Source organism: Streptomyces sp. NWU339, from assembly GCF_003143855.1.
In the GTDB taxonomy this organism is placed as follows: Bacteria; Actinomycetota; Actinomycetes; order Streptomycetales; family Streptomycetaceae; genus Streptomyces.
Window position 1 is genome coordinate 67,725 of sequence record NZ_QFRK01000016.1, and the last position, 23,383, is coordinate 91,107.

The 23,383-nt window shown below is 69.1% G+C and carries 20 protein-coding genes and 4 pseudogenes; 13 read left to right on the forward strand and 11 right to left on the reverse strand.

Features of this window, described 5'->3' with window-relative positions; translation table 11 throughout:
- Positions 1–227: 227 nt before the first annotated feature.
- A pseudogene (gene istB, locus DIZ27_RS20435) lies at positions 228–1,057 on the reverse strand (IS21-like element helper ATPase IstB).
- A complete protein-coding gene (locus DIZ27_RS20440; RefSeq protein WP_109379880.1) occupies positions 1,054–1,407 on the reverse strand; it encodes a hypothetical protein in 354 nt (117 codons plus the stop codon). The pseudogene istB and the gene DIZ27_RS20440 overlap by 4 nt, the downstream one beginning before the upstream one ends.
- A 119-nt stretch (positions 1,408–1,526) precedes the next feature.
- Here DIZ27_RS20440 and DIZ27_RS20445 point away from each other — a divergent pair, with 119 nt between their 5' ends.
- Positions 1,527–2,030, forward strand: a complete 504-nt coding sequence (locus DIZ27_RS20445) for a hypothetical protein (RefSeq protein WP_258308477.1) — start codon at positions 1,527–1,529, stop codon at positions 2,028–2,030.
- A 321-nt stretch (positions 2,031–2,351) separates the two neighbouring features.
- On the opposite strand, the gene DIZ27_RS20450 is transcribed toward DIZ27_RS20445, so the two are convergent.
- Positions 2,352–3,071, reverse strand: coding sequence for an IS6 family transposase (locus DIZ27_RS20450; RefSeq protein ID WP_109379881.1), 720 nt, complete (start codon positions 3,069–3,071; stop codon positions 2,352–2,354).
- Between the two features lie 308 nt (positions 3,072–3,379).
- Positions 3,380–3,673, reverse strand: a pseudogene (locus DIZ27_RS20455) (IS701 family transposase); the annotation flags it as partial.
- Between the two features lie 251 nt (positions 3,674–3,924).
- Here DIZ27_RS20455 and DIZ27_RS47210 point away from each other — a divergent pair.
- The 5 genes from DIZ27_RS47210 to DIZ27_RS20480 all read left to right on the forward strand — a co-directional run bounded on the left by DIZ27_RS47210 (position 3,925) and on the right by DIZ27_RS20480 (position 10,647).
- Positions 3,925–4,458, forward strand: a complete 534-nt coding sequence (locus DIZ27_RS47210; RefSeq protein ID WP_181383614.1) for a cupin domain-containing protein — start codon at positions 3,925–3,927, stop codon at positions 4,456–4,458.
- On the forward strand, positions 4,455–6,395 hold the full coding sequence (locus DIZ27_RS20465; protein WP_109379883.1) for an acetoacetate--CoA ligase: 1,941 nt from the start codon (positions 4,455–4,457) through the stop codon (positions 6,393–6,395). The genes DIZ27_RS47210 and DIZ27_RS20465 overlap by 4 nt, the downstream gene beginning before the upstream one ends.
- A gap of 87 nt (positions 6,396–6,482) precedes the next feature.
- The gene (locus DIZ27_RS20470) at positions 6,483–7,358 is read left to right on the forward strand and encodes a 3-hydroxybutyryl-CoA dehydrogenase (RefSeq protein ID WP_375231988.1); all 876 of its coding nucleotides are present in this window, start codon (positions 6,483–6,485) and stop codon (positions 7,356–7,358) included.
- Positions 7,359–7,403: 45 nt separating this feature from the next.
- Positions 7,404–8,582, forward strand: a complete 1,179-nt coding sequence (locus DIZ27_RS20475; RefSeq protein WP_109379885.1) for a thiolase family protein — start codon at positions 7,404–7,406, stop codon at positions 8,580–8,582.
- 154 nt (positions 8,583–8,736) lie between these two features.
- Positions 8,737–10,647, forward strand: coding sequence for a helix-turn-helix domain-containing protein (locus DIZ27_RS20480; RefSeq protein ID WP_109379886.1), 1,911 nt, complete (start codon positions 8,737–8,739; stop codon positions 10,645–10,647).
- Between the two features lie 42 nt (positions 10,648–10,689).
- Here the strand turns inward: DIZ27_RS20480 and DIZ27_RS20485 are convergent, their stop codons facing one another.
- On the reverse strand, positions 10,690–12,045 hold the full coding sequence (locus DIZ27_RS20485; protein ID WP_181383615.1) for a GntP family permease: 1,356 nt from the start codon (positions 12,043–12,045) through the stop codon (positions 10,690–10,692).
- A gap of 448 nt (positions 12,046–12,493) precedes the next feature.
- Between DIZ27_RS20485 and DIZ27_RS20490 the strand changes: the two genes are divergently transcribed.
- From DIZ27_RS20490 to DIZ27_RS45200, 4 genes and pseudogenes are all read left to right on the forward strand, one after another.
- Positions 12,494–13,345 carry a GNAT family N-acetyltransferase gene (locus DIZ27_RS20490; RefSeq protein ID WP_109379888.1) on the forward strand — a complete coding sequence of 284 codons (852 nt, stop codon included), beginning with the start codon at positions 12,494–12,496 and terminating at the stop codon, positions 13,343–13,345.
- 59 nt (positions 13,346–13,404) lie between these two features.
- A pseudogene (locus tag DIZ27_RS20495) lies at positions 13,405–13,809 on the forward strand (transposase family protein); the annotation flags it as partial.
- A gap of 200 nt (positions 13,810–14,009) precedes the next feature.
- Positions 14,010–15,106, forward strand: a pseudogene (locus DIZ27_RS20500) (integrase core domain-containing protein).
- A 415-nt stretch (positions 15,107–15,521) separates the two neighbouring features.
- On the forward strand, positions 15,522–15,701 hold the full coding sequence (locus DIZ27_RS45200) for a hypothetical protein (RefSeq protein WP_146228972.1): 180 nt from the start codon (positions 15,522–15,524) through the stop codon (positions 15,699–15,701).
- A 74-nt stretch (positions 15,702–15,775) separates the two neighbouring features.
- On the opposite strand, the gene DIZ27_RS20505 is transcribed toward DIZ27_RS45200, so the two are convergent.
- The 3 genes from DIZ27_RS20505 to DIZ27_RS20515 all read right to left on the reverse strand — a co-directional run bounded on the left by DIZ27_RS20505 (position 15,776) and on the right by DIZ27_RS20515 (position 19,543).
- Positions 15,776–16,852, reverse strand: coding sequence for a lytic polysaccharide monooxygenase (locus DIZ27_RS20505; RefSeq protein ID WP_109379890.1), 1,077 nt, complete (start codon positions 16,850–16,852; stop codon positions 15,776–15,778).
- Positions 16,853–17,123: 271 nt separating this feature from the next.
- Positions 17,124–18,254 carry a cellulose binding domain-containing protein gene (locus tag DIZ27_RS20510; protein ID WP_109379891.1) on the reverse strand — a complete coding sequence of 377 codons (1,131 nt, stop codon included), beginning with the start codon at positions 18,252–18,254 and terminating at the stop codon, positions 17,124–17,126.
- Between the two features lie 266 nt (positions 18,255–18,520).
- Positions 18,521–19,543: a LacI family DNA-binding transcriptional regulator gene (locus tag DIZ27_RS20515; RefSeq protein WP_109379916.1), complete on the reverse strand. Its 1,023-nt coding sequence runs from the start codon at positions 19,541–19,543 to the stop codon at positions 18,521–18,523.
- Between the two features lie 175 nt (positions 19,544–19,718).
- Here DIZ27_RS20515 and DIZ27_RS20520 point away from each other — a divergent pair.
- Positions 19,719–20,971 (forward strand): IS3 family transposase gene (locus DIZ27_RS20520; RefSeq protein ID WP_109379892.1). Its coding sequence is split into 2 segments (ribosomal slippage): positions 19,719–20,001 and positions 20,001–20,971, totalling 1,254 coding nucleotides; the frame shifts between segments, so codons are not numbered across the junction.
- 24 nt (positions 20,972–20,995) lie between these two features.
- Here the strand turns inward: DIZ27_RS20520 and DIZ27_RS45795 are convergent.
- The gene (locus DIZ27_RS45795) at positions 20,996–21,160 is read right to left on the reverse strand and encodes a hypothetical protein (RefSeq protein ID WP_181383617.1); all 165 of its coding nucleotides are present in this window, start codon (positions 21,158–21,160) and stop codon (positions 20,996–20,998) included.
- A gap of 48 nt (positions 21,161–21,208) precedes the next feature.
- On the opposite strand from DIZ27_RS45795, the gene DIZ27_RS20525 reads away from it, so the two are divergent.
- Both DIZ27_RS20525 and DIZ27_RS20530 read left to right on the forward strand, forming a co-directional pair.
- Positions 21,209–21,589 (forward strand): hypothetical protein, encoded by a 381-nt coding sequence (locus DIZ27_RS20525; RefSeq protein WP_109379893.1) that lies wholly within the window; start codon positions 21,209–21,211, stop codon positions 21,587–21,589.
- A 292-nt stretch (positions 21,590–21,881) separates the two neighbouring features.
- On the forward strand, positions 21,882–22,484 hold the full coding sequence (locus DIZ27_RS20530; RefSeq protein ID WP_309074885.1) for a putative immunity protein: 603 nt from the start codon (positions 21,882–21,884) through the stop codon (positions 22,482–22,484).
- 25 nt (positions 22,485–22,509) lie between these two features.
- Here DIZ27_RS20530 and DIZ27_RS47215 read toward each other — a convergent pair whose 3' ends face one another.
- Both DIZ27_RS47215 and DIZ27_RS47220 read right to left on the reverse strand, forming a co-directional pair.
- A complete protein-coding gene (locus DIZ27_RS47215; RefSeq protein ID WP_258308479.1) occupies positions 22,510–23,016 on the reverse strand; it encodes a transposase family protein in 507 nt (168 codons plus the stop codon).
- Positions 23,017–23,036: 20 nt separating this feature from the next.
- Complete coding sequence (locus DIZ27_RS47220) at positions 23,037–23,351, reverse strand: hypothetical protein (protein ID WP_258308480.1); 315 nt, start codon at positions 23,349–23,351, stop codon at positions 23,037–23,039.
- Positions 23,352–23,383: the final 32 nt, after the last annotated feature.

The window sequence follows — 23,383 nt, forward strand, 5'->3', positions numbered from 1 at the left end:
GGCCCGCTCGGGGATGTCAGCACGGCCGGCGGGCGTTTCAGTAAATGATCGCGTAGTTGCGGGCGAGTTACCGATGTCGGCTGTGGTCCTCGTCCACAACTATTGAACAGCCCTATGGGCAGCGGGCCTGCTGGGCTGCTGTGCAATTCGAGGACAGCGCCCAGCCGAACAGGTCCGGATACGGACCGTCGCGAATCACGGTCTGCCGCAGCCGCTGGAGCGGTGTGTCATCGAGCGTTCTGGCTGCCGTGTTCGGCCTCGGTGGCCTGGAAGCGGTAGGAGTCGGTGCCGGTCTGGATCAGCGTGCAGCGGAAAGTGAGCCGGTCGGCGACGGCCGCGCAGAGCCGGGGCTCGTTGAAGATCTTGTCCCACTCGTTGAACGGGGAGTTCGTGGCGACCGCGGTCGCCTTGCGCCCCTCCCGCTCGGTGAAGATCTGGAACAGCAGCTTGGCGCCCTTCTTGTCCAGGTCGAGGTAGCCGAACTCGTCCAGGCACAGAAGATCGACCTTGCTGTAGCAGGCGATCACGGAGGACAGGCGCTTGGCCGTGGCGGCCTCGGCGAGCTCGTTCACCAGGGCCGCGGTGGTGGTGTAGCGGACCGACAGGCCGGCCTCGGCGATCGCGGTGCCGACCCCGATCAGCAGATGGCTCTTGCCCGTGCCGCTGTCGCCGATCAGGACCAGGGGACGTCCCTCCTGGACCCAGGCGGGGTTCTTCAGCTCGCCGATGATCTCCGGTGAGACATGCGGGTTCTTCTCGAACCGGAAGTCCTCCAGCCGCTTGGGTCGGGGAAGCGGGCGGCCCGGATCAGCCGCTGCTGGCGGCGGAGCTCCCGGTCGTCGCGCTCCAGCTGCAGCAGGTCCAACAGGAACTGCTTGTAGGTCAGCTGTTCGCGGCGGGCGGTGGTGGCCACCTCGACGAACCGCTCGCGCAGGGCGGGCAACCTGAGGTCCCGGCAGAGTTCGTCGATCGCGGCGTCCTCCGGGTCGCCGGGCAGAGGCATCCGGGTGGCCGGGACCTCGGCCGCGTGCGGCTCGGCGGTGCTGGTGGGGGTCATGCGCTGGTGCCCTTCCTTGGTGTCGTCGCCGTGCTCGTCGTGGGGGTGACCGGCTTCAGCAGCCGGTCGTACTTGCTCATATCCGGCAGCCCGGGCCGCAGGTCGGGCGGCAGCCGCTTGGCGTGCAGGGAGAGCACCTTCGCGCCGTCACCGGCGGCGTCCTCACCGCCCCTGTTGCCGTCGTCCTGGTCGAGCGGATCGTCGGCCGGGCCGTCCTCCGGCTCGGCCTCGGCGTTCTCCAGGGCCTTGCGGGCCTCGATGGCCACCAGGTCGGTGCTGACCGCACCGATCTTCAGCACCGTGGTCATCCCGGCGATGACCACCTCGGCGGGCAGAATCCGATGCAGCAACAGTGTTGGCGCTCGTTGAAAATGGCTCTGACCGCAGTTCCGTGAACCACTGCGCCTGGTGCGCCAGCAGAGAGACGCACCGATCGGCCGTGGTCCCGACCGTAGGGCATGCTGTTGCGGTGAGTGATCCTCAACCAGCATGGCAGCAATGGCTGAACAGCTTGGACCTGCCGCAGAAGGCCGCCGCGGAGTCGCTGCGTGCCCAGTTCAGCACCCTCGGCGTGGCCGATCCTGTCGACCTGATCAAGTCGGAGGTCATGGAAGACCTTCCGCAACTCGCGCGATTCGTGCTGCTGCGGAGCCTGTGGCGCGGCGCGATCGACGGCTGGTCCGAATCGGTCTCGCTCGATCAACTGTCCGCCGCGCAGAGGCTTCTTGCCGCCGGGGCGGACAGGGAGGACCTTGTTCGCTTGGTCCGAGCAGTTGCCTATGAGGCGGTGTTCGCGACGCTCGACGAGCTGGACGCCGGCGGCGCTGTGAACGTGTCGGGCGTGGAGGCCGGCTGGGTGGTCATGGAGTCGGGCGAAGATGGCTCCCCGACCGGGCGAGCCCTGTCGGGCCTGCATGAAGACCTCCTGACAATGGATCCCAGTGGGCGCGACGGAGCTGACCTCTGGGAGTGAGGGCAGACCTGCGGGCTGCTCATTGCAGCTCACAGCTGGGTGAGGATGCGCGTCCTCACCCAGCCATGAGTCCCGGGGTCAGGAGAAGGCACCAGGCGACAACACAGCATGTACGAAACCGGCCGGCGGCAAGTAGCTGTGGGCTTCGACATAGTGAGCAACCAGTTCAGGAGCAGCGTAGGCGACGCCGTTCCCCATGACGCGTATCTCTGAACGGCCCCGTGGACTGTCGCCCCGCGGGCCGAGCAGTCTCGAGGCGCTGTCACGTTGTTGAGTGAGGAGGTGCGTTGGGGCGTGGCGGGCCGGGTTCCGGCCGCGTGTTCAGGGGGTGCTGGGCAGGCCGGCAACTCCGGTGACCTGGTTCCAGATGGCGAAGCGAACGGTCATCTCGGTTCTGTAGTCGTGTGCGGTCATCAGGTGACGGCGGGGTCTGAAGTGGGGTGAGATGCCGCTGAAGGCGGACAGGAACCGCTGCGCCCCGCCGGTACTGCGGAAGCCTTTCATCGCGCGTGCGCGTTGCCGCGTGGGCTGGTGGCTGTTCTCGGCCCGGTTGTTCAGGCCCTGGTGCGAACGGTGCTCGACGGAGGGCATGACCTGGCGGTGAGCGGCGCCGGAGGAGCGGAGCTTGTCAGTGACGATCACCCGGGGCACCGTGCGGGTCTTCTTCACCAGGCGGCGGAAGAACCGCCGGGCTGCGGCCTCGTCCCGCCGGTTCTGCACGAGGATGTCCAGGACGGTGCCGTCGCCGCCGCCGGCCCGCCACAGGTACTTCAGCTCCCCGTTGATCCTGACGAAGACCTCGTCCAGATGCCATGTATCCCTGGGCCGCGGCCGGCGGCGGCGCAGTCCGTTTGCATAGGCCTGCCCGAACTTCATACACCAGCGGCGGACCGTCTCGTAGGAGACGATCACACCGCGCTGCAGCATCAGCTCCTCTACCTCGCGGAAGCTGAGCGGGAAACGGAAGTACAGCCACACGCAGTGCGCGATGACCTCAGCCGGGTAGCGGTGGTTTTTGTAGGACGGCGGCGTCGACGGCACGAACGGACCCTTCCCGGAACGATCACTCCAAGATCATCCCACGCCCCAGTCAACGTGACAGCGCCCGGATGGCCGCTGCGGCGGGCGGCGGAACGTTTCCAGGTCAGCCACACCACCGCCGCACGCTGGGCTAGTACTCCAGCAGCACTTTGACGTTTTCCCTGCTCAGGAGCGGTTTGGGCGAGTGTAGCGGGCTGGGTTCCGGCCCGTGTTCTCTTTCCCGGACCGCCCCCCGATCGTGTGCAGCCGCCGCTGATAGTGGCAGCGGCGGGCGACGGCTTGGCGTCGTCTGCGCCACTGTGACCATCTCAGTGCGCGTGCCCTGAKGAGGGACTGATGAGCGCGTGCCGCGGGTGGGTGGCCAGTTGCCAGGAGCCGCCGAACTTCTGCCACGGTGAGGGGCGCGAGGCAGGAACCGTTTCTGCTACCCCTTTTGCCGCGGCGTCGGCGGCCATGACCGCCAGGAGGGCGTGCGCCGGCATGGCCAGGGTGACGTGCCGCATCCAGCCGGTGTAGCGGCGGACCTCGTACTGGTCGAGGCCGCACTCGTTCTTCGTGGCCTGGAAGGCTTCCTCGATCGCCCAGCGCGTTCCAGTTGCCCGGCCGACCGCAGGCATAGGCGGAACTCCGGGGGGTGCCCGCGCCTCGCCGTTCCCAAGATCAGGGAAAGCCAGGTGAGACGCGTGAGGACCGGCACACGTCCGGCGTACCGGACAGTATGTGCTCCAGCACAGGGGAACGCTCGCTTCTCTGTGCTGCGAACGGATCGTGCCTGCCTGCGCTTTGGCTTTGACTGAGGGGCGCGTCGGCCGGTCACTGCCCGCCGCGCGATTCGTCGGTCAGGAGGACAATGATGTTGCATCCGAACCTTGTGGTAACCGGCCGTGTCGAGGGCAAGTCGGTTTTCGTCGACGAGCAGCCGCTCGAACCCGCGCAGACCCCGGCCTTTCCCGGACTGGAAATCTTCCTTGCCTGGGGAACGGCGGACGGCGGGGCGTCAAATGCCGAGGCCGAGCCCAAGGCGGTCCTCGCCCCGTACTTCCCCGGGGCCGGCGGCACTCGCCTGCTGCTGGTGACCTGGCCTCCGGCGACCGCCGACGAACCCACCGACCCGCAGCCCGCAACGCCTTGGGCCGAGGAGATCCTCGCCGGCCTGGCGGCCATCGTTGAGAAGGACCACCCCGGTATGCACACCAGCGCCACCCTGGATTACGGCGTCGTCCTGTCAGGAGAGATGTGGCTGGAACTGGACGACGGAGCGGAGCGTCGCCTCCCCGCGGGGACCTGTGTGGTGCAGCGAGGCACCAGGCACCGCTGGAGCAACCGTGGCACCGAGCCCGCCACGATGGCCTTCGTCCTCATCGGTGCCGCCGAGGGCGCGCAGTGACCGGGCCGACGGGGCTGGAGCTGGACGCGTCAGCCCTGGGAGGTTTCTGCCGCTGGCTCCGGAAGAACCGTGGCCTGGACTTGTCCGACTACGGAGAGCTGCACCGCTGGTCGGTGACCGACCTGTCCGGTTTCTGGTCCGCCGTGCAGCAGTACCTCGACGTTCCTTTCCGGACCGCCTACCGGGAGGTACTGGCGGAGGAGCGGATGCCCGGAGCGCGCTGGTTCCCCGGCGTCCGTACCAACTACGCCGACGGACTGCTGACGGGCGGCGATCCGCAGGAACCGGCACTGATCACCGTCCGCGAAGACGGCAGCACCGAACCCCTGACCACCGGCGAGTTCCGCCGCCGGGTGGCGGCCCTCGCCCGCTCCCTGACCTCACTCGGAGTCGGTGTGGGCGACCGTGTCGTCGGCTACCTGCCGAACATCGGTGAGTCGGCAGTCGCCTTCTACGCGGCCGCCAGCATCGGCGCGGTCTGGGCCTCGGTCGGCTCGGACTACGGACCGGACGCCGCGGCGGCCCGGTTGGGCCAACTGACGCCGAAGGTGCTGATCGCTGTCGACGGATACCGCTACGCCGGTGTCGACCGGGATTGCGGGCCGGCCGTGGCGACGCTGCGGGAGGCAATCGGTCCCGCTCACACAGTCATCGTGCCCCGGCTCGGCTCCACGGTGGCGCCGGACTGCCTCGACTGGCGGGAACTGACGGCGGGCGAAGCCACCCTGGAACCCGTGGCCGTGCCGTTCGACCACCCGCTGTGGGTGCTGTTCTCCTCCGGGACCACCGGCGTCCCCAAGGGCATCGTGCACAGCCACGGCGGCGTCCAGCTGGAGATGTACAAGACCCTCAGGCTGCAGTGGGACCTCGGACTCGGCAGCCGGCTGCTGTGGGCGACCTCGCCGAGCTGGGTCATCTGGACGCTGCTGGTCTCCGCGCCGCTGGTGGGAGCCACCGCGGTGCTGTACGACGGCAGCCCGACCTTCCCTGACACGGCAGGACTGTGGCGGGCGGCGTCCGCGCACCGGGTCACGCACTTCGGGACGAGCCCGGGCTTCCTGGCTGCCTGCGAACGTTCGGGAATCTTCCCCGGCCGACTGTGCGATCTGTCTGCTCTTCGGCAGATCATTGCGACCGGCTCGCCCGTACCGCCCTCGGCCAATGTCTGGGTGTCCGCGCACGTCGGGGGCCAGGTTCCCCTCATCGCGATCAGCGGCGGAACCGACGTGGTGGGAGCATTCGTCGGCGGTGCGCCGACCGTCCCGGTGGTCCCCGGTGAGATCTCGGCCCCCTGTCTGGGGGTCAAGGTCGAGGCATGGGATCCGCAGGGACGGACCCTGGTGAACGAGGTGGGGGAACTCGTCGTGACCCACCCGATGCCCAGCATGCCCGTCGCGTTGTGGGGCGACGAGTCCGGGGAGCGCTACCGGCAGGCGTACTTCGACACCTACCCCGGCACGTGGCGGCACGGCGACTGGATCACCGTCACAGACCGGAACTCGGTCGTGATCCACGGCCGATCGGACGCCACACTCAACCGCAATGGCGTCCGTATGGGCAGCGCTGACATCTACGCAGCCGTCGAGGACCTCCCCGAGGTCCATGAAGCGCTCGTCATCGGAGCGGAACTGCCCGAGGGCGGCTACTGGATGCCCCTCTTCGTCGCCCTCCGCGACGGCGTGGAACTCGACGACAGCCTGCGCGACCGCATCCGTCAGGCAATCCGGCAACAGGCTTCGCCCCGACACGTACCCGACGAGATCGTGGCGGTGCCGGCCATCCCGCACACGAAGACCGGCAAGAAGCTGGAGGTCCCGCTCAAGCGGATCCTCCTGGGCGCGGAACCCGGTGCCGTGATCGCGCCCGCTGCCGTGGACGCCCCAGAGGCACTGGACTTCTTCGTCCGGCTGGCCGAGCGCCGGTCGGCGCGTGCGTGACCCGGCCCCGGCGGCCGGCCGCAGCATCACGGACCGCGGACGGCCGCGGCGCGGACTGCCCCTCTCCGACGCCCTCACCTGGAAAGCATGGACATGGACACGAAGAAGGTAGACCGTCTCGGCGTGGTCGGCTGCGGCCTGATGGGCTCCGGCATCGCGCAGGTCGCCGCGGTCGCGGGACTGGACGTCCTCGTCGCGGAGGCGAGCCGCGAAGCCGTCGAGGCGGGCAAGCGCCGGATCACCGCCTCTCTGGACCGAGGCGTGCAGCGGGGCGAACTCACCGAGGAACAGCGCGAGACGGCGCTCGGACGCATGGCGTTCACCACCGATGTGGGGGACCTGGGCGACCGGCAGTTCGTCATCGAGGCCGTGGTGGAGCACGCCGAGGCCAAGAGCGAGGTCATGCGGGCCCTCGACAAGGCGCTGGCCAGCCCCGAGGCCATCCTGGCCACCAATACCTCCTCCCTTCCCGTCGTCGACCTGGCGGTGGTCACCCAGCGACCCGCACACGTTGTCGGCGTGCACTTCTTCAACCCGGTTCCGGTCCAGCGGCTGGTGGAGGTGATCCCCGCGGTGACCACCAGCAAGGAGACCTACGCGCGCGCCCGTGACTTCGTCACCGACCGGCTGGGCAAGGAGGTCATCCGTGCTCCCGACCGCTCCGGCTTTGTTGTGAACGCCCTGCTCGTGCCGTACATGATGTCCGCGGTGCGCATGCTCGAATCGGGATCCGCCTCGGCCTCGGACATCGACCGGGGCATGGAGCTCGGCTGCGCTCACCCGATGGGCCCGCTGCGCCTGCTCGACTTCGTCGGACTGGACACCGCGCAGGCCGCGGCGGAATCCATGTACGAGGAGTACAAGGAGCCCCTCTACGCTCCCCCCGCTCTCCTGCGCCGCATGGTCGCCGCCGGCCACCTGGGCCGCAAGAGCGGTCGAGGCTTCTACGACTACGCCTCCTGACGCTCCGCACACGGCACTCGTCCGCTGTCCGAAAGGAAACCCTCCATGCCCGCAGAGCCCATCGTCGTGGTCGATGGTGCCCGTACCCCGGTAGGCAGCTTCGGCGGCGCCTTCAAGGACACCCCGGCACATCGGCTCGGTGCCGTGGCCGTCCGCGAGGCCCTCACCCGTGCGGGGGTGGCGCCCGAAACCATCGACGAAGTGGTGATGGGGTGTATCGGCCAGGTGGGCGCGGACGCCTACAACGCACGCCGGGTCGCCCTGGACGCCGGGCTGCCTGTCGGTATCCCCGCCTACACCGTGAACCGGCTGTGCGGCAGTGGTCTCCAGGCGGTCTGGTCGGCCGCCATGCAGATGCGTTGGGGAGCAGCCGACATCGCGCTGGCAGGCGGCGACGAGAACATGTCCCGGATGCCGTTCTACGACTTCGGCGCGCGAGCCGGATACCGCCTGGGCGACCGCACCCTGGCCGACGGCACGGTCATGATGCTGACCGACCCCGTCCACGGCGTGCACATGGGCGTGACGGCGGAGAACGTGGCCGCGAAGTACGGCGTCTCCCGTGCGGAGCAGGACGCTTTCGCACTGCGGTCCCAGCAACGCGCCGCCACGGCCGCGGCCCGGGCCGCGTTCGACGAGGAGATCACTCCCGTGATGACCGGCGGCCGCGAGCCGTCCGTCGTGGGCACCGACGAGCACCCCCGGCCCGAGACCACCCTGGAGCGACTGACCGGTCTGCGTCCGGCGTTCCAGAAGGACGGCACCGTGACCGCAGGCAACGCGTCCGGCATCAATGACGGGGCCGCCGCCCTTGTCCTCGCCCGGGGTGAGGTGGCCGCGGAGCATGGCCTGACGCCATTGGTCAGTCTGGAGGCGGTGGCCACGGCGGCCGTGGAGCCGGAGCTGATGGGATACGCACCGGTGCCGGCGCTGAAAAAGCTGTTCGAGAAGACCGGCACGAAACCGTCCGACATCGACGTCGTCGAACTCAATGAGGCGTTCGCAGCCCAGGCCGTCGCAGTCATCCGGGACGCAGGACTGGACGCGGAGAAGGTCAACCCGTACGGCGGCGCCATCGCTCTGGGACACCCTGTGGGTGCGACCGGCGCCATCCTCACCCTGCGGCTGGCCAAGGACCTGGCCCGGCGCGACCTGGAACTGGGCGTCGTCACGATGTGCATCGGCGGCGGACAGGCACTCGCCGCCCTCTTTCGTCGGGTCTGATGCGAAAGGCGTCTCCACCAAGGCCGGCCCCTGAGCCACCTGTCACGCCCGTCCCCGCCAGCCGGGGCCCGTCCGCACGGAGAGGAGCGGCCGACTGCCTTACGGTGGGTCCGCGGCGGGACGGGCGGGCCCGGCCCCCGAGGAGAAGAAAGACATGACGCGGCACACCTTCTTGCGGCTTCTGGTCGAAGAGGCCCCGGCCGTCGCCTACGAGGACGCTCTGCGCGTGGCCCTGGCGGCCCCCGGGGCGAACAGAGACGAACTGCTGAGCGAGTACCACCTCGCGCTGCTGCTGCGCGACCGGTTCGACGTCCAGCAGGCCCGGCACGAGGCTCAGCGGGCCCTGCTGACCTGTGCGACGGAGCTGGTCGAAGTCACCAGCGACGTCGACAGGGTGCTGACTTCCATCGTCACCCGCGCACAGCGGCTACTGAACTGCGACCTCGCCTATCTGAGCCTCAACGACGCCGAGCGCTCGGAGACCTACGTGCGGGTCATGGTCGGAGCGACGACCGGCGACTGGAAGGACGTGCGGATCCCCTTCGGTGTGGGTATCGGCGGCAAGGTCGCCGAGTCGGCCGCGCCCTTCGCCACGCCCGACTACTTCCGCGACGAGCGACTTGACCACGACGCCGCCGTGGACCAGTCCGCGCGGGCCGAACGACAGGTGGCGATCCTCGGCGTCCCGCTGGTGCACCGCGGTCATGTCATCGGTGTCCTCTACGCATCCAATCGGACAGCCGGCGCCTTCCCGCCGGAGTCGGTGCTCCTGCTCAGCTCCTTCGCCGCCCTGGCCGCCGTGGCGATCGAGCGCGCCCAGCTCCTTGACGACAAGGAACAAGCCCTGCAAGACGCCCGGAGGGCCAACGCCGCGCTGGAAGAGCGCACCCGCGCCACTGCCCGCGAAGTGGCCGCCCACGACCGCAGCATGGATCTCGTCCTGCAGGGAGGGGGCTTGCAGGAGGTCGTCGACGCCGCACGGACTTTCCTCGGCGGCTGCTTGGCCGTCGTCGACGAACTGAACGCCCCGATCACGTGGACCGACGGCACACCCGAGGACCGGCTTCACGCAATGATCACGGCAGCCCACCGCCCGAGGACGGGTACCGGGCGCAGCGAACACGTCGACGGCTGTTGGGTGACGGTTCTGACCGCGGGCAACAGTTCCCTCGGTGCCCTGGTCTGGGCCCCGGAGACACCCACGGAGGACACCACCGCTGCCGACGTGCGCCTGCTGGAGCGTACAGCGGTGGTGGCGGCGCTGCTGCAGCTGTTCACCCGCAGTCTCGCCGCGGCGGAGGCACGCGTGCGTGGCGACCTCCTCGACGACCTGCTGAGCGGCACCGCACGGGCCGGAACGGCGCTGGACGAACGTGCCCAGCGACTGGGCTACCAGCCGCACAGACCCCACACGGTCCTCGTCACCCACGCACCCGCCCGCCAGCTGCCCCTCCTGTCCGCGGCCACGGCGGAGGTGGCGGCGTCACGCAAGGGCCTCAGCACGGTCCGGGACGGCTTCGCGGTGCTGACACTGCCCTCGTCGGACGCGGCACTGACCGGCAGGCAGATCGCCGGATCGCTGTCCCTCCGTCTCGGCACCCCGGTCACCGTAGGAGCCGCCGGGCCCGTCACCGAGCCCGGCGGCCTCCCGAGCGCCTACGGGGAAGCCCTGGCCTGCGCTCAGGCGCTGCTACGGCTGGAACGCGCGGGAGACTCGGCGACCGTCCAGGAACTGGGTTACACCGGCCTGCTGCTCGGAGGGACGGCCACGGCCAGCGGTTTCGTCGACCGCATGCTCGGGCCGGTCGTCCGCCACGACGAACAGCGTGCCACCGAGCTGCTCACCACCCTGGAGACATACTTCGCCACGGGACGCAGCCCGGCCCGAAGCGCGGACCATCTGCATGTGCATCCGAACACCGTCACCCAGCGACTGGACCGTATCAAGCGCCTCCTCGACCTCGACTGGTCCGACCCGGACAAGACACTGGACCTCCAGCTCGCTCTGCGTTTGAACCGGGTACTGCGGCCGCATTCCGCCGACCGCGAGCACGGGCAGCAGTAGCCGCCCGGGCAGGCCGGGCGGCTACTGCTGCACGCCGCGGCCTCAGAGCAGAAGACTGAGGCCGGCCACGGCGGCGAACGACGTGAAGCCCATGAGCGTCGTCATGACGGTCCATGACCGCAGGCTGTCCTTCTCGGGTATCCCGAACAGCCTGGTGACGAGCCAGTAGCCGGCGTCGTTGACGTGCGAGGTCGAGATAGCTCCGGCACTGATCGCGACGACCAGGGCGGCGACCTGTCCGTCGGGCAGCCCGGCCTTCTCCACGAGGCCGGCCACGATCCCGCCGGCCGCCACGGTGGCCACTGTGGCGGACCCCTGGGCCAGCCGCAGCAGGTAGGCGATCACGAACGCCAGGAGGATCAACGGCAGGCCTGACCCGGCCAGTCCCTCGGCCAGGATCTTCCCGATCCCACTGGCGGTGAGCACCGACCCGAATACGCCACCTGCCCCGACGACGAGAAGGATCATGCCGACCGGACGCAGCGCGCTGTCGGCGACCTGCGTGAGGTTCGTCCTGCTCCAGCCGTACCGGGAGCTGAGCACCACCATGGCGAACAGCACACCGATCAGCAGGGCGATCAGCGGCGACCCGATGAATCCCGCGATCTTCGTGAAGGTGTTGTCCGCGCCGTCGATCAGCAGCGAGGAGAACGTCTGCACCAGGATCAGTCCGATGGGCACGGCGATGATGGTCACGACCGTGCCCAGGCCCAGCGCCGATGCGCCGGCGGCCGGTGGGGCGAGCGCCGCCGCATCCTCGTGCCGGCCGGTAGCGCCGAGCGCGGGCTGGAGGACCGGAACTTCGATACGCCGGGCGATCCACCCGGCATAGACGAAGCCGACCAGGCACGCCGGTACAGCACAGACCGCTCCGATCAGGATGACCAGACCGATGTTGGCGCCCATCAGTCCGGACGCGGCGACCGGGCCGGGGTGCGGCGGCAGGAGACCGTGCACGATCGCCAGGCCGCCGGCGGCGGGAAGTGCGTACCAGAGCATGCCTTTGCGTCCGGACGCAGCAGCGGCGAAGACGAGGGGAGCGATGACGATCACACCGACGTCGAAGAAGACCGGAATGCCGAAGATGATGCCGGTGAGTCCCAGCGCTGCCGGCGCCCGACGCTCACCGAACCATCCCAGCAGTCGGTCGGCCAGCACGCGTGCGCCGCCCGAGACCTCCAGCAGTTTGCCCAGCAGTGCGCCGAGCCCCACGATCGGCGCGACGTGGGCGAGTGATCTCCCGACACCGTCCTCCATGGCCGGCACGATCTCGGCGAGCGGTATCCCGGCCGCGAAGGCGACCACCGCGCTGACCAGCAGGAGGGACACGAACGGCTCGACCCGCACACGGATGATCAGGAAGAGCAGGACGGCGATGCCGATCGCGGCGACGGTCATGAGATAAGCCGACGACGACGTCATGAACGCGCCCCCACGAGGTCCGAGCACGGCTCGTGCACAGAGGGCCGGGACACCCGGGCCACCGCGGCGCTGTGCGCGTCGGTCAGGCAACGGCCCATCAGGTCGTGACCGACCGGATACTCAGGCAGTCCAATATCTTCGGGCACGCCCATTGGCGGCATAGGAGTCTCCTTTGACTGCTCCGGTCGAACAACACCGGACCTGCGGCTCAAGCTCGCGACGAGGCTAAGCAGCGACCGCGGCAGAGTCTGCGGGCCCGAACCCACAACCGCAGAGCGCTCTGTGTGCTGGAGAACATCGACAGTCCGACGACGGCTTACGACTTGGTTCGCGATGCCGCTGTCGGCAGTTGAGCGCCGCTTCGTCCAGGAGCTGGCCGTGACCGGACGTAATGCGGTGGAGTGGTTCCCGAGCTCCTGCTTGGATGCTCGGCGTGACGTCTGTGGACCTTGCTGATCGCCGTGAGCTGCTGGACCGACTTGAGCAGTACTACGACGCGGTTCCCCGCTCCGGCGCCCGAGTCGAAGACTTCGGGTCGCTGAGCCTGTTCATACGAGAGGGGCAGGGCTGGCCCTTCTATGCACGTCCGACCCCGGGATGGTCCGGAGCGGTGAGTGCCGCCGATGTGAACCGGGTCCGCGCCTGGCAGCGGGAACTGGGCATCCCGGAGAGTTTCGAGTGGGTCGCCGAGACCGCGCCCGCGCTGCGGGCCGCGGTCGAGCAGACGGGGCTTGCAGTGCACGAGCACCCCTTGATGGTGCTCGGCCCGGACGTACCGGCCCCCGCCGTGCCCGAGCCGGCCGACGGTGTGGTGGTCCGGACCGTCGGGCCGGACGATCCCGTGCTGCCGAGCGCGCTGGCCGTTCCTCACCTGGCCTTCGCCGAGCCTGGCACCGGTGGCGGTGCAGCCGGCCTGGCGGAACTGGGCGAGGCGGTGCGCGGCCGTGCCGGTGACGGATCGGTGGAACGCGCGGTGGCACGCATCCTGGCCGGCCTGACGTGCGTTGCCGCCGCGGTGGAGGACAGCACGGCGCTGTGCGCCGGTCAGCACCAGCCGGTCGGTGTGGTCACCGAGATCGCCGGGGTGGGAACTTTGCCGACCGCGCGCCGTCGGGGTCTTGCGCATGCGGTCACCGCAGTGCTGGTGGCCGACGCCCGGTCGCGAGGCATCGAGACCATCTTCTTGTCCGCGGGCGACGATGACGTCGCCCGGATCTATGCCCGGCTCGGCTTCCGCTCTGTGGCCACGGCACTGATCGCCGAATTCGTCGAGTAGCCACTGGCAAGCAGGCCGTCACCCGTGACGCGACGACGGCCGTACGGGTTGAGCGGATTGTGACGTCAGCCTGGGCCCGTGCGGTCTTGTCTCATCCTGCCTTCTGCGGTCTGTCCCGTGCACATCTCGGCCGACTGATCGAGGAGTTGGCCACTTTCTGGACCACCCGGTGCGAGTCCGTGCTGCGCGAGCGGCGAGGAGACGAGCGCAAGCGGGCAGCCGGAGCCGGGCCGCACCACCATCTGGTCTTCACCGACCGCGTGCTGGTCACTCTGGCCGTCCTGCGCCTGCGATTGCCGCACGCGGTACTGGCCGAACTGTACGGAGTGAGCCGACCCACCGTCACCCGGGCGGTGCACGAGAGCCGGCCGCTGCTCGCGGCACGGGGTTGTGCCGTCCCCGACAGGCCCGGCCCACGACTGCGCACTCTGGCAGACGTCTTCGCCTACGCCGACGCCGAGGGCGGAAGATTTCAAGTCCAGTGAGACGGTCGTGACGCTATGAGGTTTGTGGTGCGGGCTCCCTTCCCTTGCCCAGGTGCACCCGACGCTGCCCTTGCCGAATACCTCATCCATACAGGTGGGATCGGGTTTCGGGGCGCTGGCCATGGCCGATCGAGTCCCCGCTGTCGCGCGGCGGCGGTGGCGCGGCATGGTGATCGGTCGTGCTGCTGAGACTGGCGTACCTGGGTATGACGAACGCGTTCGCGATGCTGCGGCTGCTGCCAACGAGCGACCGTGAGAAGGACATCGAGATCTTGGCCCTGCGCCATCAGATCGCCGTCTTGGAGCGGCAGCTGGACGGTCAGCGAGTCCGGATGCACGCGAGCGACCGGGCTTTCCTGGCGTCGCTGCTCCACGGTCTGGTGAGGGAAGTGCTGCGTCGGATGCGACTGCTGGTGCGGCCGGGCACGGTACTGCGACGGCATCGCGATCTCCTCGCCCACCGGCACGCTGCCCAGTCCAGGCCGAAGCGCGGAGGCCGGCCCCGCACCGTGCACCCGATCCGAGCACTCGTACTGCGCCTGGCCAGGGAAAATCCAAGTTGGGGCTACCGGCGCCTGCACGGTGAACTGCTCGTGCCCGGCGTGAAGGTGGCAGCATCCACGGTCTGGGAAGTCTTGAAGGAGGCCGGCATCGAGCCGGTGCCCGAGCGGGCCTCGAGCCCCTGGGCGGACTTCCTGCGCTCCCAGGCCGACGCGCTCCTGGCGTGCGACTTTTTCGAAACCGTCACCCCGTCCGGGGCCCGCTTGTACGTGTTCGCCGCGATCGAGCACGCGAACCGCCGGATCCGGATCCTCGGCGCCACCGCGCATCCGACCGCGTCCTGGTGGTCCAGGCGGCGAGGAATCTTGTCATGGACCTCGAGGACGCCGGCTGTTGGGCGCGCTGTCTGATCAGGGATCGGGACGGGAAGTTCCCGCGGCTGTTCGACGCCGTCCTCAAGGACGCGGGTATCGAGGTGGTGCTCAGCGGCGTCCGGATACCGAGAATGAACTCGATCATGGAGCGGTGGGTGCAGACCTGCCGACGMGAACTGCTGGACCGCACATTGATCTGGAACCAACGCCATCTCCTGCACGCACTACGCGAGTTCGAGACGTTCTACAACGAGCACCGGCCGCACCAGGGCCTCGCGAACGCCCGCCCCCTCCACCCGCTGCCTGCTCCGATCGAGGACCCGGACCGGATCGCCCGTCTGGACATACGACGGCGAGCGCGGCTTGGCGGCACCCTCCACGAGTGCCAGCATGCGGCCTGACCAGCACGGATGAGGTATTCGGCAAGCACAGGGTGTCCTTCACTGCCAGATCAGTGACTCTGGTGGCACTGGCCTTCCCGCCCGGTGTTCCCGTAGCGCCGGATACGGGGCCCGTGCACACCGCGAGCACGAGCCCACCGGTGATCGACGGACACGGTGACAGAGTGAACACCGATGGCCACTGCTGCGCGGAACCCGATAGACGTCCCGTCACGGGCGGTCGAGGGACTGCTGCTGTTCTTCCTGGCGTCGGCCGTCGCCGGAGCCGCGTACGCCTTCGACTTCGCCGGCGGGCTCATGGTGCTCAGCCGATCCGCCCCGCCCCGCACCGGGCGGGCATGGTGTCCGGCGGCTACCTCGTCGGATACGCCGCCCAGGGCATCGGGGCATCGGGGCACCGGCCCCCGGCGCCGTCGTGACCGCGCACGGACTGATGGCCGGTCCGGTGACCGGCGCGGCCGTGCTCGGCGGCTTCTTCGTCCTCGTCGCGGTCGTCGGCCTCGTGGTACTGACGCCCCTGCACCGAGCCGACCGCGAGGCCGCCCGCCCTGCCCCCGCACCGGTCCGGGAGCCGGCCCGGACGGACTCCGCCTGAACACGGGAGCAACGGTGCGCCGCTTCGCCCCGCGGTGGAGGCGGGGCGAGCGGCGCACCTGGCCGGGGCGGTCGCTACGGGTTGACACAACCGATCGTGCCCACCGGGAAGTTGTTGCCCGACGACGTGGCCGTAAAGCCGAACGTCACACTTCCGTCGGGATTGATCACCCGATTGTGAGCGACGTTCCGTACCGTCACCGTGCCGTCGGATCCGGTGGTGAGGGAGCCGTTCCAGGCACTGCCGATCGTGGTCCCGGGACCGGGCTTCCACTGCACGGCCCAGCCGTTGAGCGGCGAGGTCCCATGGTTCATCACCTCGACGGAGCCCTGGAAACCGCCGTTCCAGGAGTTCACCACGTTGTAGACGGCCATGCACTCACCGGTGTGGGGCGGCGGGTCGGTCGGTGTCGGGTCCGGGGGCGGCGTGCTGCCCGAGCCCCGGATGCCGGTCACCTCGCCGTTGCCCCCGTCGAAGACGACGTCGGAGCAGGAGAAGAAGTTCTCCTGGCTGTCCGAACGCACCCACTGCATGAAGATCAGCGCGTCACCGGAGCGGCCGGAGGGCAGCTTCAGGTTCCAGTAGTAGTGACCCCCGTTGGCACCCGGGGAGCCCTGCTGGGGCGGGTCGGTGACGGTCTGGATCAGCTCCAGGTCGTTCCAGCCCAGCTGGGACGTGGGCGACCAGCCGGGCTTGGTGATGTAGACCCGGAAGTCACCTGGGTGCGCAGCCCAGTTGCTGTACTGCACCTTGATCGCCGCTCCGGACGTCAGATGCGTGCGGGGCCAGTCGGCGCGGGCCGCGTTGTAGGCGGAGAAGTTGTACGGCGACCGGTCGCCGGCACTGCACAGCGTACCGTCCGGCACATAACCCGGGCCGCGTCCGGCAGCCCGGGAGTCCAGGACGGCGAACCAGTTGTACAGGGCCGACGCGCCGCTCTGGTTCAGCGCGGCCCGGCAGGCGGGGTTGGTCGGGTCGAGTGCGCCGGTGCCGGTGATGGCGTCCAGCTGACAGAGGTAGGTGCGCGAACCGGGCATCATCGCCACGCCGTGCGCCTGCGCGTCCTTCTGCCAGAGGAAACTGAGACCGAGCCCTCCGAGGAGGGTCGCCAGTACCGCTGCCAGAGAGACCAGTCTGCTTCTCAGAGCCATGGAGTCTCCTGTCCCGATGCTGAGTTCTTCATGAGCGGTGGAGGGGTGGAACCCCCGCCCGGCCGGGGAGGGTGCCAACCGGACGGGCGGGGGGCTTGGAGGGACCGTCCCGCGGCGGAAGCGGGACCGGTCGAGCGGCCGGTGCGTCGGCACCGGCCCTCGGCGCGGCCGTTCGCGGTGCGGTCCGGCCGGGGCCCGCCCCGTCGGCGCAGGGAGGGATGAGCGGGCCCCGGAGCGAGGGGGCACGGCGGGGCGCGGCCCGCCGTGCGCCTCACGCGGTCCGGCAGGCGGTGCCGTTCAGCCGGAAGGCGTCGGGCCGTGCGAAGGCGCCGCTGTAGCTGCCCTGGAAGCCGAAGCTCTGGCTCCCCCCGGCGGCGATCCGCGTGTTGCCGACCGGTGCGGTCGCCGTGACCGCGCCCGAGGAGGGGGTGACGGACGCGTTCCAGGCGTGGACGATGCTCTGCCCGGAGGGCAGGGTGAAGGCGAGCTGCCAGCCCTCGACGGCGGCCGGGCCGTTGTTGGTGACGGTGACGTTCGCGGTGAAGCCGCCCGGCCAGGCGTTCGTGGCGTACGACACCGTGCAGGCGGCCGGGGCGCCGGGGTCCCCCGGATTCGAGCCGCCGCCCGTGTTGACGGTGGACGAGAACGAGTGCACGGCGAGTCCCGAGCCGTTCTGCCAGGGCTCGAAACCGGCCTGAATGCTCGTCAGGTACCAGTCGTTGCCCGCCAGTCCGCGCGCGACGGTCTCCCGGACGAAGTCCATCACGTCGAAGCTCCAGCTGCTGATCGCCGACGGCGCGACGAACGACAGCACGTCGTTGGTGCCGTTGCCGCCGGACCACACCTGCCAGGTGCGCCCGGCCACGGTGGCCGTGCCGACCTGCGAGCCGATCGGCTGGATCTGCCCCACCTTGTTGAACCAGATCATGATCTCGGTCCGGTTCACCCCGTCGGTCCGGGGCGTCGGGTCCAGCCAGATGTCGTACGAGGCGTTGTACACGGCGTTGTCGACGTAGCCGTACGAGATGCTGGTGGGGGCGTTCGCGATGCCGCTGATGCGCGCAGGGAGGGCGGTGCCCGGCGAGCAGTTGGTGTAGTGGCAGCCGTTGAAGACCGACGGGTAGGACTTCGGCGCGCCGTTGGTCGGCACCGAGCCGTCGGCCTGGGCGACCCGGAAGCCGGTGTCCGTGGCGGTGACGCACTGGGTGGCGCTGGTGCCCCAGCGGTTGTTCTGGACGACGTAGCGCCCCTGGATGACGGTTGATCCGTACTGTTCGCAGACCGTGGTGTCGGCCTGGGCCGGTGCGGTCGCGGTCAGCAGCGCCGCGAGCGCGGCGAGAGCGGTGAGGAGCGCGGCCGACACGGTGCGCAGCGTGCGGGGGTGGTGCCGTAACCGTGGCATGTGGGGGACCTCTCCGGGAGGGTGTGCGGGGTTACCGGCGGGAGCGCTCCCGCCTCCCCATGGGTGGGAGCGCTCCCAATAGTGTTCCGGGAGGGGACTGTAGAAGGCGTCCATGTCCCTGACAACCCTGTGCGCGGCAGCCCGTCGAATGCGTTTCGAAGGAGCTGGTCAGAGAGGTGATCCACTCGAACTCCGAACGCCGGGAGCGCTCCCGAAACATTCGACGTGCACCGGGGGCGTGCCCGGCGGGCCGGGGCGGCGGGTCGTCAGGCGGATCCGCGCAGCACCAGTTCCGTGCGGAGGATGACGTGCCGCCAGGCCACCGCCGACTCCTCCATCTCCTCCAGGAGCAGCCGCACCATCGTGCGCCCGATCTCCTCCAGCGGCTGACGCACCGTCGTCAGCTTCGGATCGGTGTGCTGTGCGAGCGGAAAGTCGTCGAAACCGATCACCGCGACGTCGTCCGGCACCCGCCGCCCCGCCGCGCGCAGGGCGCCCAGCGCGCCCGCGGCCATGGTGTCCGACGCGGCGAACACCCCGTCGATCTCCGGGGCACGCTCGATGAGTTCGGCCATCGCGCGGTGCCCGCTGTCCGTGGAGAAGTCGCCCTCGACGGTCCAGGACGCCCTGCCCTCGGCACCCGCCCGCTCCAGCGCCTCCCGGTAGCCGCGCAGCCGGCACTGGGCCACATACATGCCGGACGGTCCGGTGATGGTCGCGACCGCGCGGCGGCCGGTGGCCAGCAGATGCGCCACGGCGCTGCGGGCCCCGCCGACGTTGTCGGCGTCGACGTAGGTCACACTCTCGTCCCCGGAGCGCCGCCCCAGCAGGACGGTGGGCAGGCCCACTTCGGCCAGCATGTCAGGCAGCGCGTCCTCGGCGTGTACGGACATCAGCATGACGCCGTCGACCCGGCCGCCGCGCGCGTACTCCACGAGACGCTGCCGCTCGGCGTCCGTGCGCACCAGGGTGAGCAGCAACTGCACCTCGGTCTCGGTCAGAGCGTCACCGACGGACCGCACGATCTCCGAGAAGAAGGGTTCACCGAACTGCCGCCAGTCCGGCTCCGTCATGACCAGCGCGACCGCGTCGGCACGCCGGCCCGCCAGCGTACGGGCCGCCAGGTTGGGGACGTACCCCAGTTCCGCGATGGCGCGCTGCACGGCGCGTCGCGTCGTGTCCTTCACGCCCGCCGCGTTGTTGATGACGCGGGAGACGGTGCTCCGCCCCACACCGGCGAGCGCGGCCACCTCCTCGAGCGTCGGTGGGCCCGGACGCCGCCTGAGCATGACCACCCCCACGAGATCACTTGATCCTACGGCCCCAGCCATGCCCGTATCGACTGTTTCCACAAGCCCCCGCAACGGGTTGGCCTGTACATCATGTTGCCCCGCACAAGATGCCAAGTACTCGCTGAACCGTTCCGGGTTCGATAGTGACTCGATCATTTGAGGGGATCGAGTCATGGCACGTCCTTCCCCTTACCCCCTTGCGCTGCGCAAACGAGCGGTCCGCCTGGTTGCCGAGGTGCGGCCGGAATACGAGACCGAGTGGGCCGCGATGAAGGCGGTCGCCGCGAAGCCGGGGATCGGGACGACCGAGACGCTGCGCAAGTGGGTCCGTCAGGACCAGATCGACAACGGCTCCCGGCCGGGGACGACGACGGAGGAGTTCGCGCAGATCAAGGCGATGAAGAAGGAGATCGCCGAACTCAGGCGGGCGAACGAGATCTTGAAGGCCGCGGCGAGTTTCTTCGCGGCCGAGCCCGACCGGCCACACACGCGCTCGTAGCGTTCATCAACGAGCACCGGGACCGCTTCGGCGGCGTCGAGCCGATCTGCCGCGTGCTCACCCAGCACGGCTGCCAGATCGCCCCTGCTGCCTGCTACGCAGCCAGGAAGCGTCAGTCGGAGTCGTCCGCCCGGACGGTTCGGGACGCGGAACTCAAGGAACAGATCAAGGAGGTCTACGAGACCGACTACCGGGTCTACGGCGCGAGAAAGATCTGGCGCCGGCTCAACCGGCAGGGTCAGAAGGTGGCCCGCTGCACCGTCGAGCGTCTGATGCGCGAGCTTGGTATCGCCGGCGCCGTCCGCGGCAAGAAGGTCATCACGACCATGCCGGACCCGGCCGCCACCAGGGCGCCGGACCTGCTCGATCGCGAGTTCGTCGCACCGGCACCGAACCGCACCTGGGTTGCCGTCTTCACACATGTCGCCGCCTGGGCCGGCGTCATCTACGCCGCGTTCGTCGTGGACACCTTCTCCCGCCGCATCGTCGGCTGGTCCGCATCGATGTCGAAGCAGACCCGACTCGTCCTGGATGCCCTGGACATGGGACTGTGGCAGCGAGATCGGGACGGACTTTCGCCCGCCCCCGGCGAGTTGGTGCATCACTCCGATGCCGGTTGGCAGTCCACGTCATTTCGCCTCGCCGAGCACCTGGACGCGGCACAGATCGCGGCCTCGATCGGGTCGGTCGGCAATGCCTGTGACAACGCGCTCATGGAGTCCACGATCGGCCTGTTCAAGACTGAGGTCATCAAACCGCAGCGGCCGTGGAAGACGCTGTCGCACGTCGAACTCGCCACTGCCGAATGGGTCGACTGGTACAACCACCGCCGGCTCCACGATGAGATAGGGCACATTCCGCCTGTCGAATACGAAGCCAACTACTACCGAGAAACTACGAAACCCCAGGTCACGGCCAACATCTGAGATCTCTACCGAACCCGGAACGGTTCACAAGCGGGCGGCGGTTGCCGGGTCGGGTGCCACGGCGAGAACCGCGCGGGCTTCCCGGGAGTCCAGGCCGACACCGCGGACGGCAAAGATCGCCAGGGCGGCCGGGCAGTACTGCTTCAGGTGCGATCGCAGCTGGTTGATCAGCTGGGCGCGGTTCCACACCGCGTCCTGGACGGAGGCGGGGTACCGGGCAGGCGGTAGCGTTCCGACATGACGTCAGCGCTGCCCCGGTTTCCGCCGTATCCGATCCGTGGTGTGTGCGTGCTGCATCAGAGGCAGAACTGTGCGCCACATTTCGCGCAGATAGAGGTGGATTTCGAGCCCGCAGTCGAGGGCTTCGCCTTCGAGGTAGCCCGAGAGTTGACGGTGGAGTACGAACCCGCCGAGGACTTGCCACGCTTCTTCGCGGCTGTCGCCGTGGGGATCGAGGAGCAGCTGAGCTCGCCCGGGCACGGAGTCGTGATTGCCGCTCGGGTGGTGCTGCGGCGTGCCCGCGCCGATACGTTCGGCTCTCACGAACTAGCGTTCAAAATCGCGGGCTATCTCGCCGCCCGTAAGGCTTTGGAGGGTACGAGGTGCCCGCGACTCTGAGCGGTGCCCCTCGCGACGACGGGTAGCTCAATCTGCACTGTCAGCCGGACCTCAAGTGACGACAGGCGTGCTGTCGGGGACGGGGTGACAAGTAGTGCGCTGAGTTAGTGAGCCTCCGCCAACTTGAAGGCGCAGGTCACAGGGCTGGTGTGATCGGTCCTCGGGGTGCTCACGCTGGTCGTGGGCGGCAGTCTGCGGGGAAGATCGTCTGACAGAGTGATCGGCTGGCCGGTTCCTGCTCGCTGTGGCCGGGCAGCCTTCTACGATCCCGTCTGCTTGGGAGCCCGTCGGCATGGGCGGCCCCGAGCCGCCCCATGCGCTCAGCCCAATCATGGAAGATGAAACGATGACAGCGGAAGTGAGCGAGATCGTTCTGAGCAAGCAGGACCTTCGTGAGGTCGCCGCGTTCGCCGCAACGTGTGCAGAGGTGGTGCTCAAGATATTCGAGGTCGATCAGCCGGACGACTCGCGGCCTCGAGATGCTGTCAGTGCCGCGTGGGAGTTCGCCCGGGGCGGCGAACGCGGAAGATCTCTGCGTGACACAGCGTCGGCGGCTCTCAAGGCAGCCAAGAGTGCGGACACTGCGGCTGCGCGCGAGGCAGCGTGGGCAGCGATGTCCGCGGCAGGCGCCGCCTACCTGCATCCATTGGCCAAGGCCACCCAGGTCAAGCACATTCTCGGAGCTGGCGCCTATGCGGCCAGAGCAGCCGAACTCGTCGCCGACGACGATCGGAGCGTTGGCGCCGGGCACCTTGAGCAGGCGGTGCATCGTGCGACGCCCATCGTCGTTGACGTGCTCAAACGCTTCCCCGCGGCGCCAAGCGGCGGCGGACGAGTTGGTGAGTTGATCCGCATGCTGGACGCTGACCTTCGTTCACTCACTTTCGCTGAGTGACTTTCAGCGTTCAGACGGCGCGGCCTCACATCCGCCAGCGGTTGACTTCGAGGCTCGTCAGTACGAGCAGGGCGCGCAGGAGGCGGGTAGCGCGGGCGGGGTCGGTGCGGAGTTTGGTGAGGGTTCGCCAGTTCTTGAGGTGGGCGAAGCCGTGCTCGACCGGTGCGCGTCCGGTGGCAAGGACGCGGTTGGCGTCCTTCTGGCCGGGTGTGAGCTTGTGGGTGCGGCTGGCGGTGAAGCCGGTGACGATCACGGGGTCGCGTACGTCGTTGTCCAGGCCGCGAAAGCCGAGGTCCGCGAGGGCGCCGAGGCCGGTTGCTCGCAGGTGGGCCAGGATGTGGTCGTGACGGGCGGCGGTGATGTCGTGGGTGCGGCCGGGCCGGGCTGCGGATATCCAGACAAGGCGGCCCTTCTCGTCCGTCAGGGCGAGGAAGTGCAGGCCATGATGGCGGTGTTTGCCAGAGTAGTTTCGCCGGTCGGCTTTTCCGGTGCGGTGCTGGGTGGGGATGAGGGTTCCGTCGATCAGGACCACCTCCCGCTTTGCTTGGCGACCTACTTCAGGGCTCGGTCCAGACGCGGGGCCTGCGCGGCGAGCAGGGCGATCACCTCGTCGCGCCAGCGGCGGACCGTGGACTCGGACACGCTGTTGCCGCCGGCCATGTCGGCCGGGCGCTGGTCGTGACGCAGCACAGCCAGGACGATCACCGCGATCCGGCCAGGCGGCAGGATCCGCCACCGGGACCGTATCGCCTTCAGGTGGCGACGCAGCAGATCGGCGAGGTGGTTGACGGTGCGCGTGGACAGCGGCAGACGGCACTGGTAGACAAACGGGCACGTGTCCCCGGCGCGTTCTTTGGTTTTCGTCACACAATTCCAACGGCCGCCGGGGGCACCCCGGT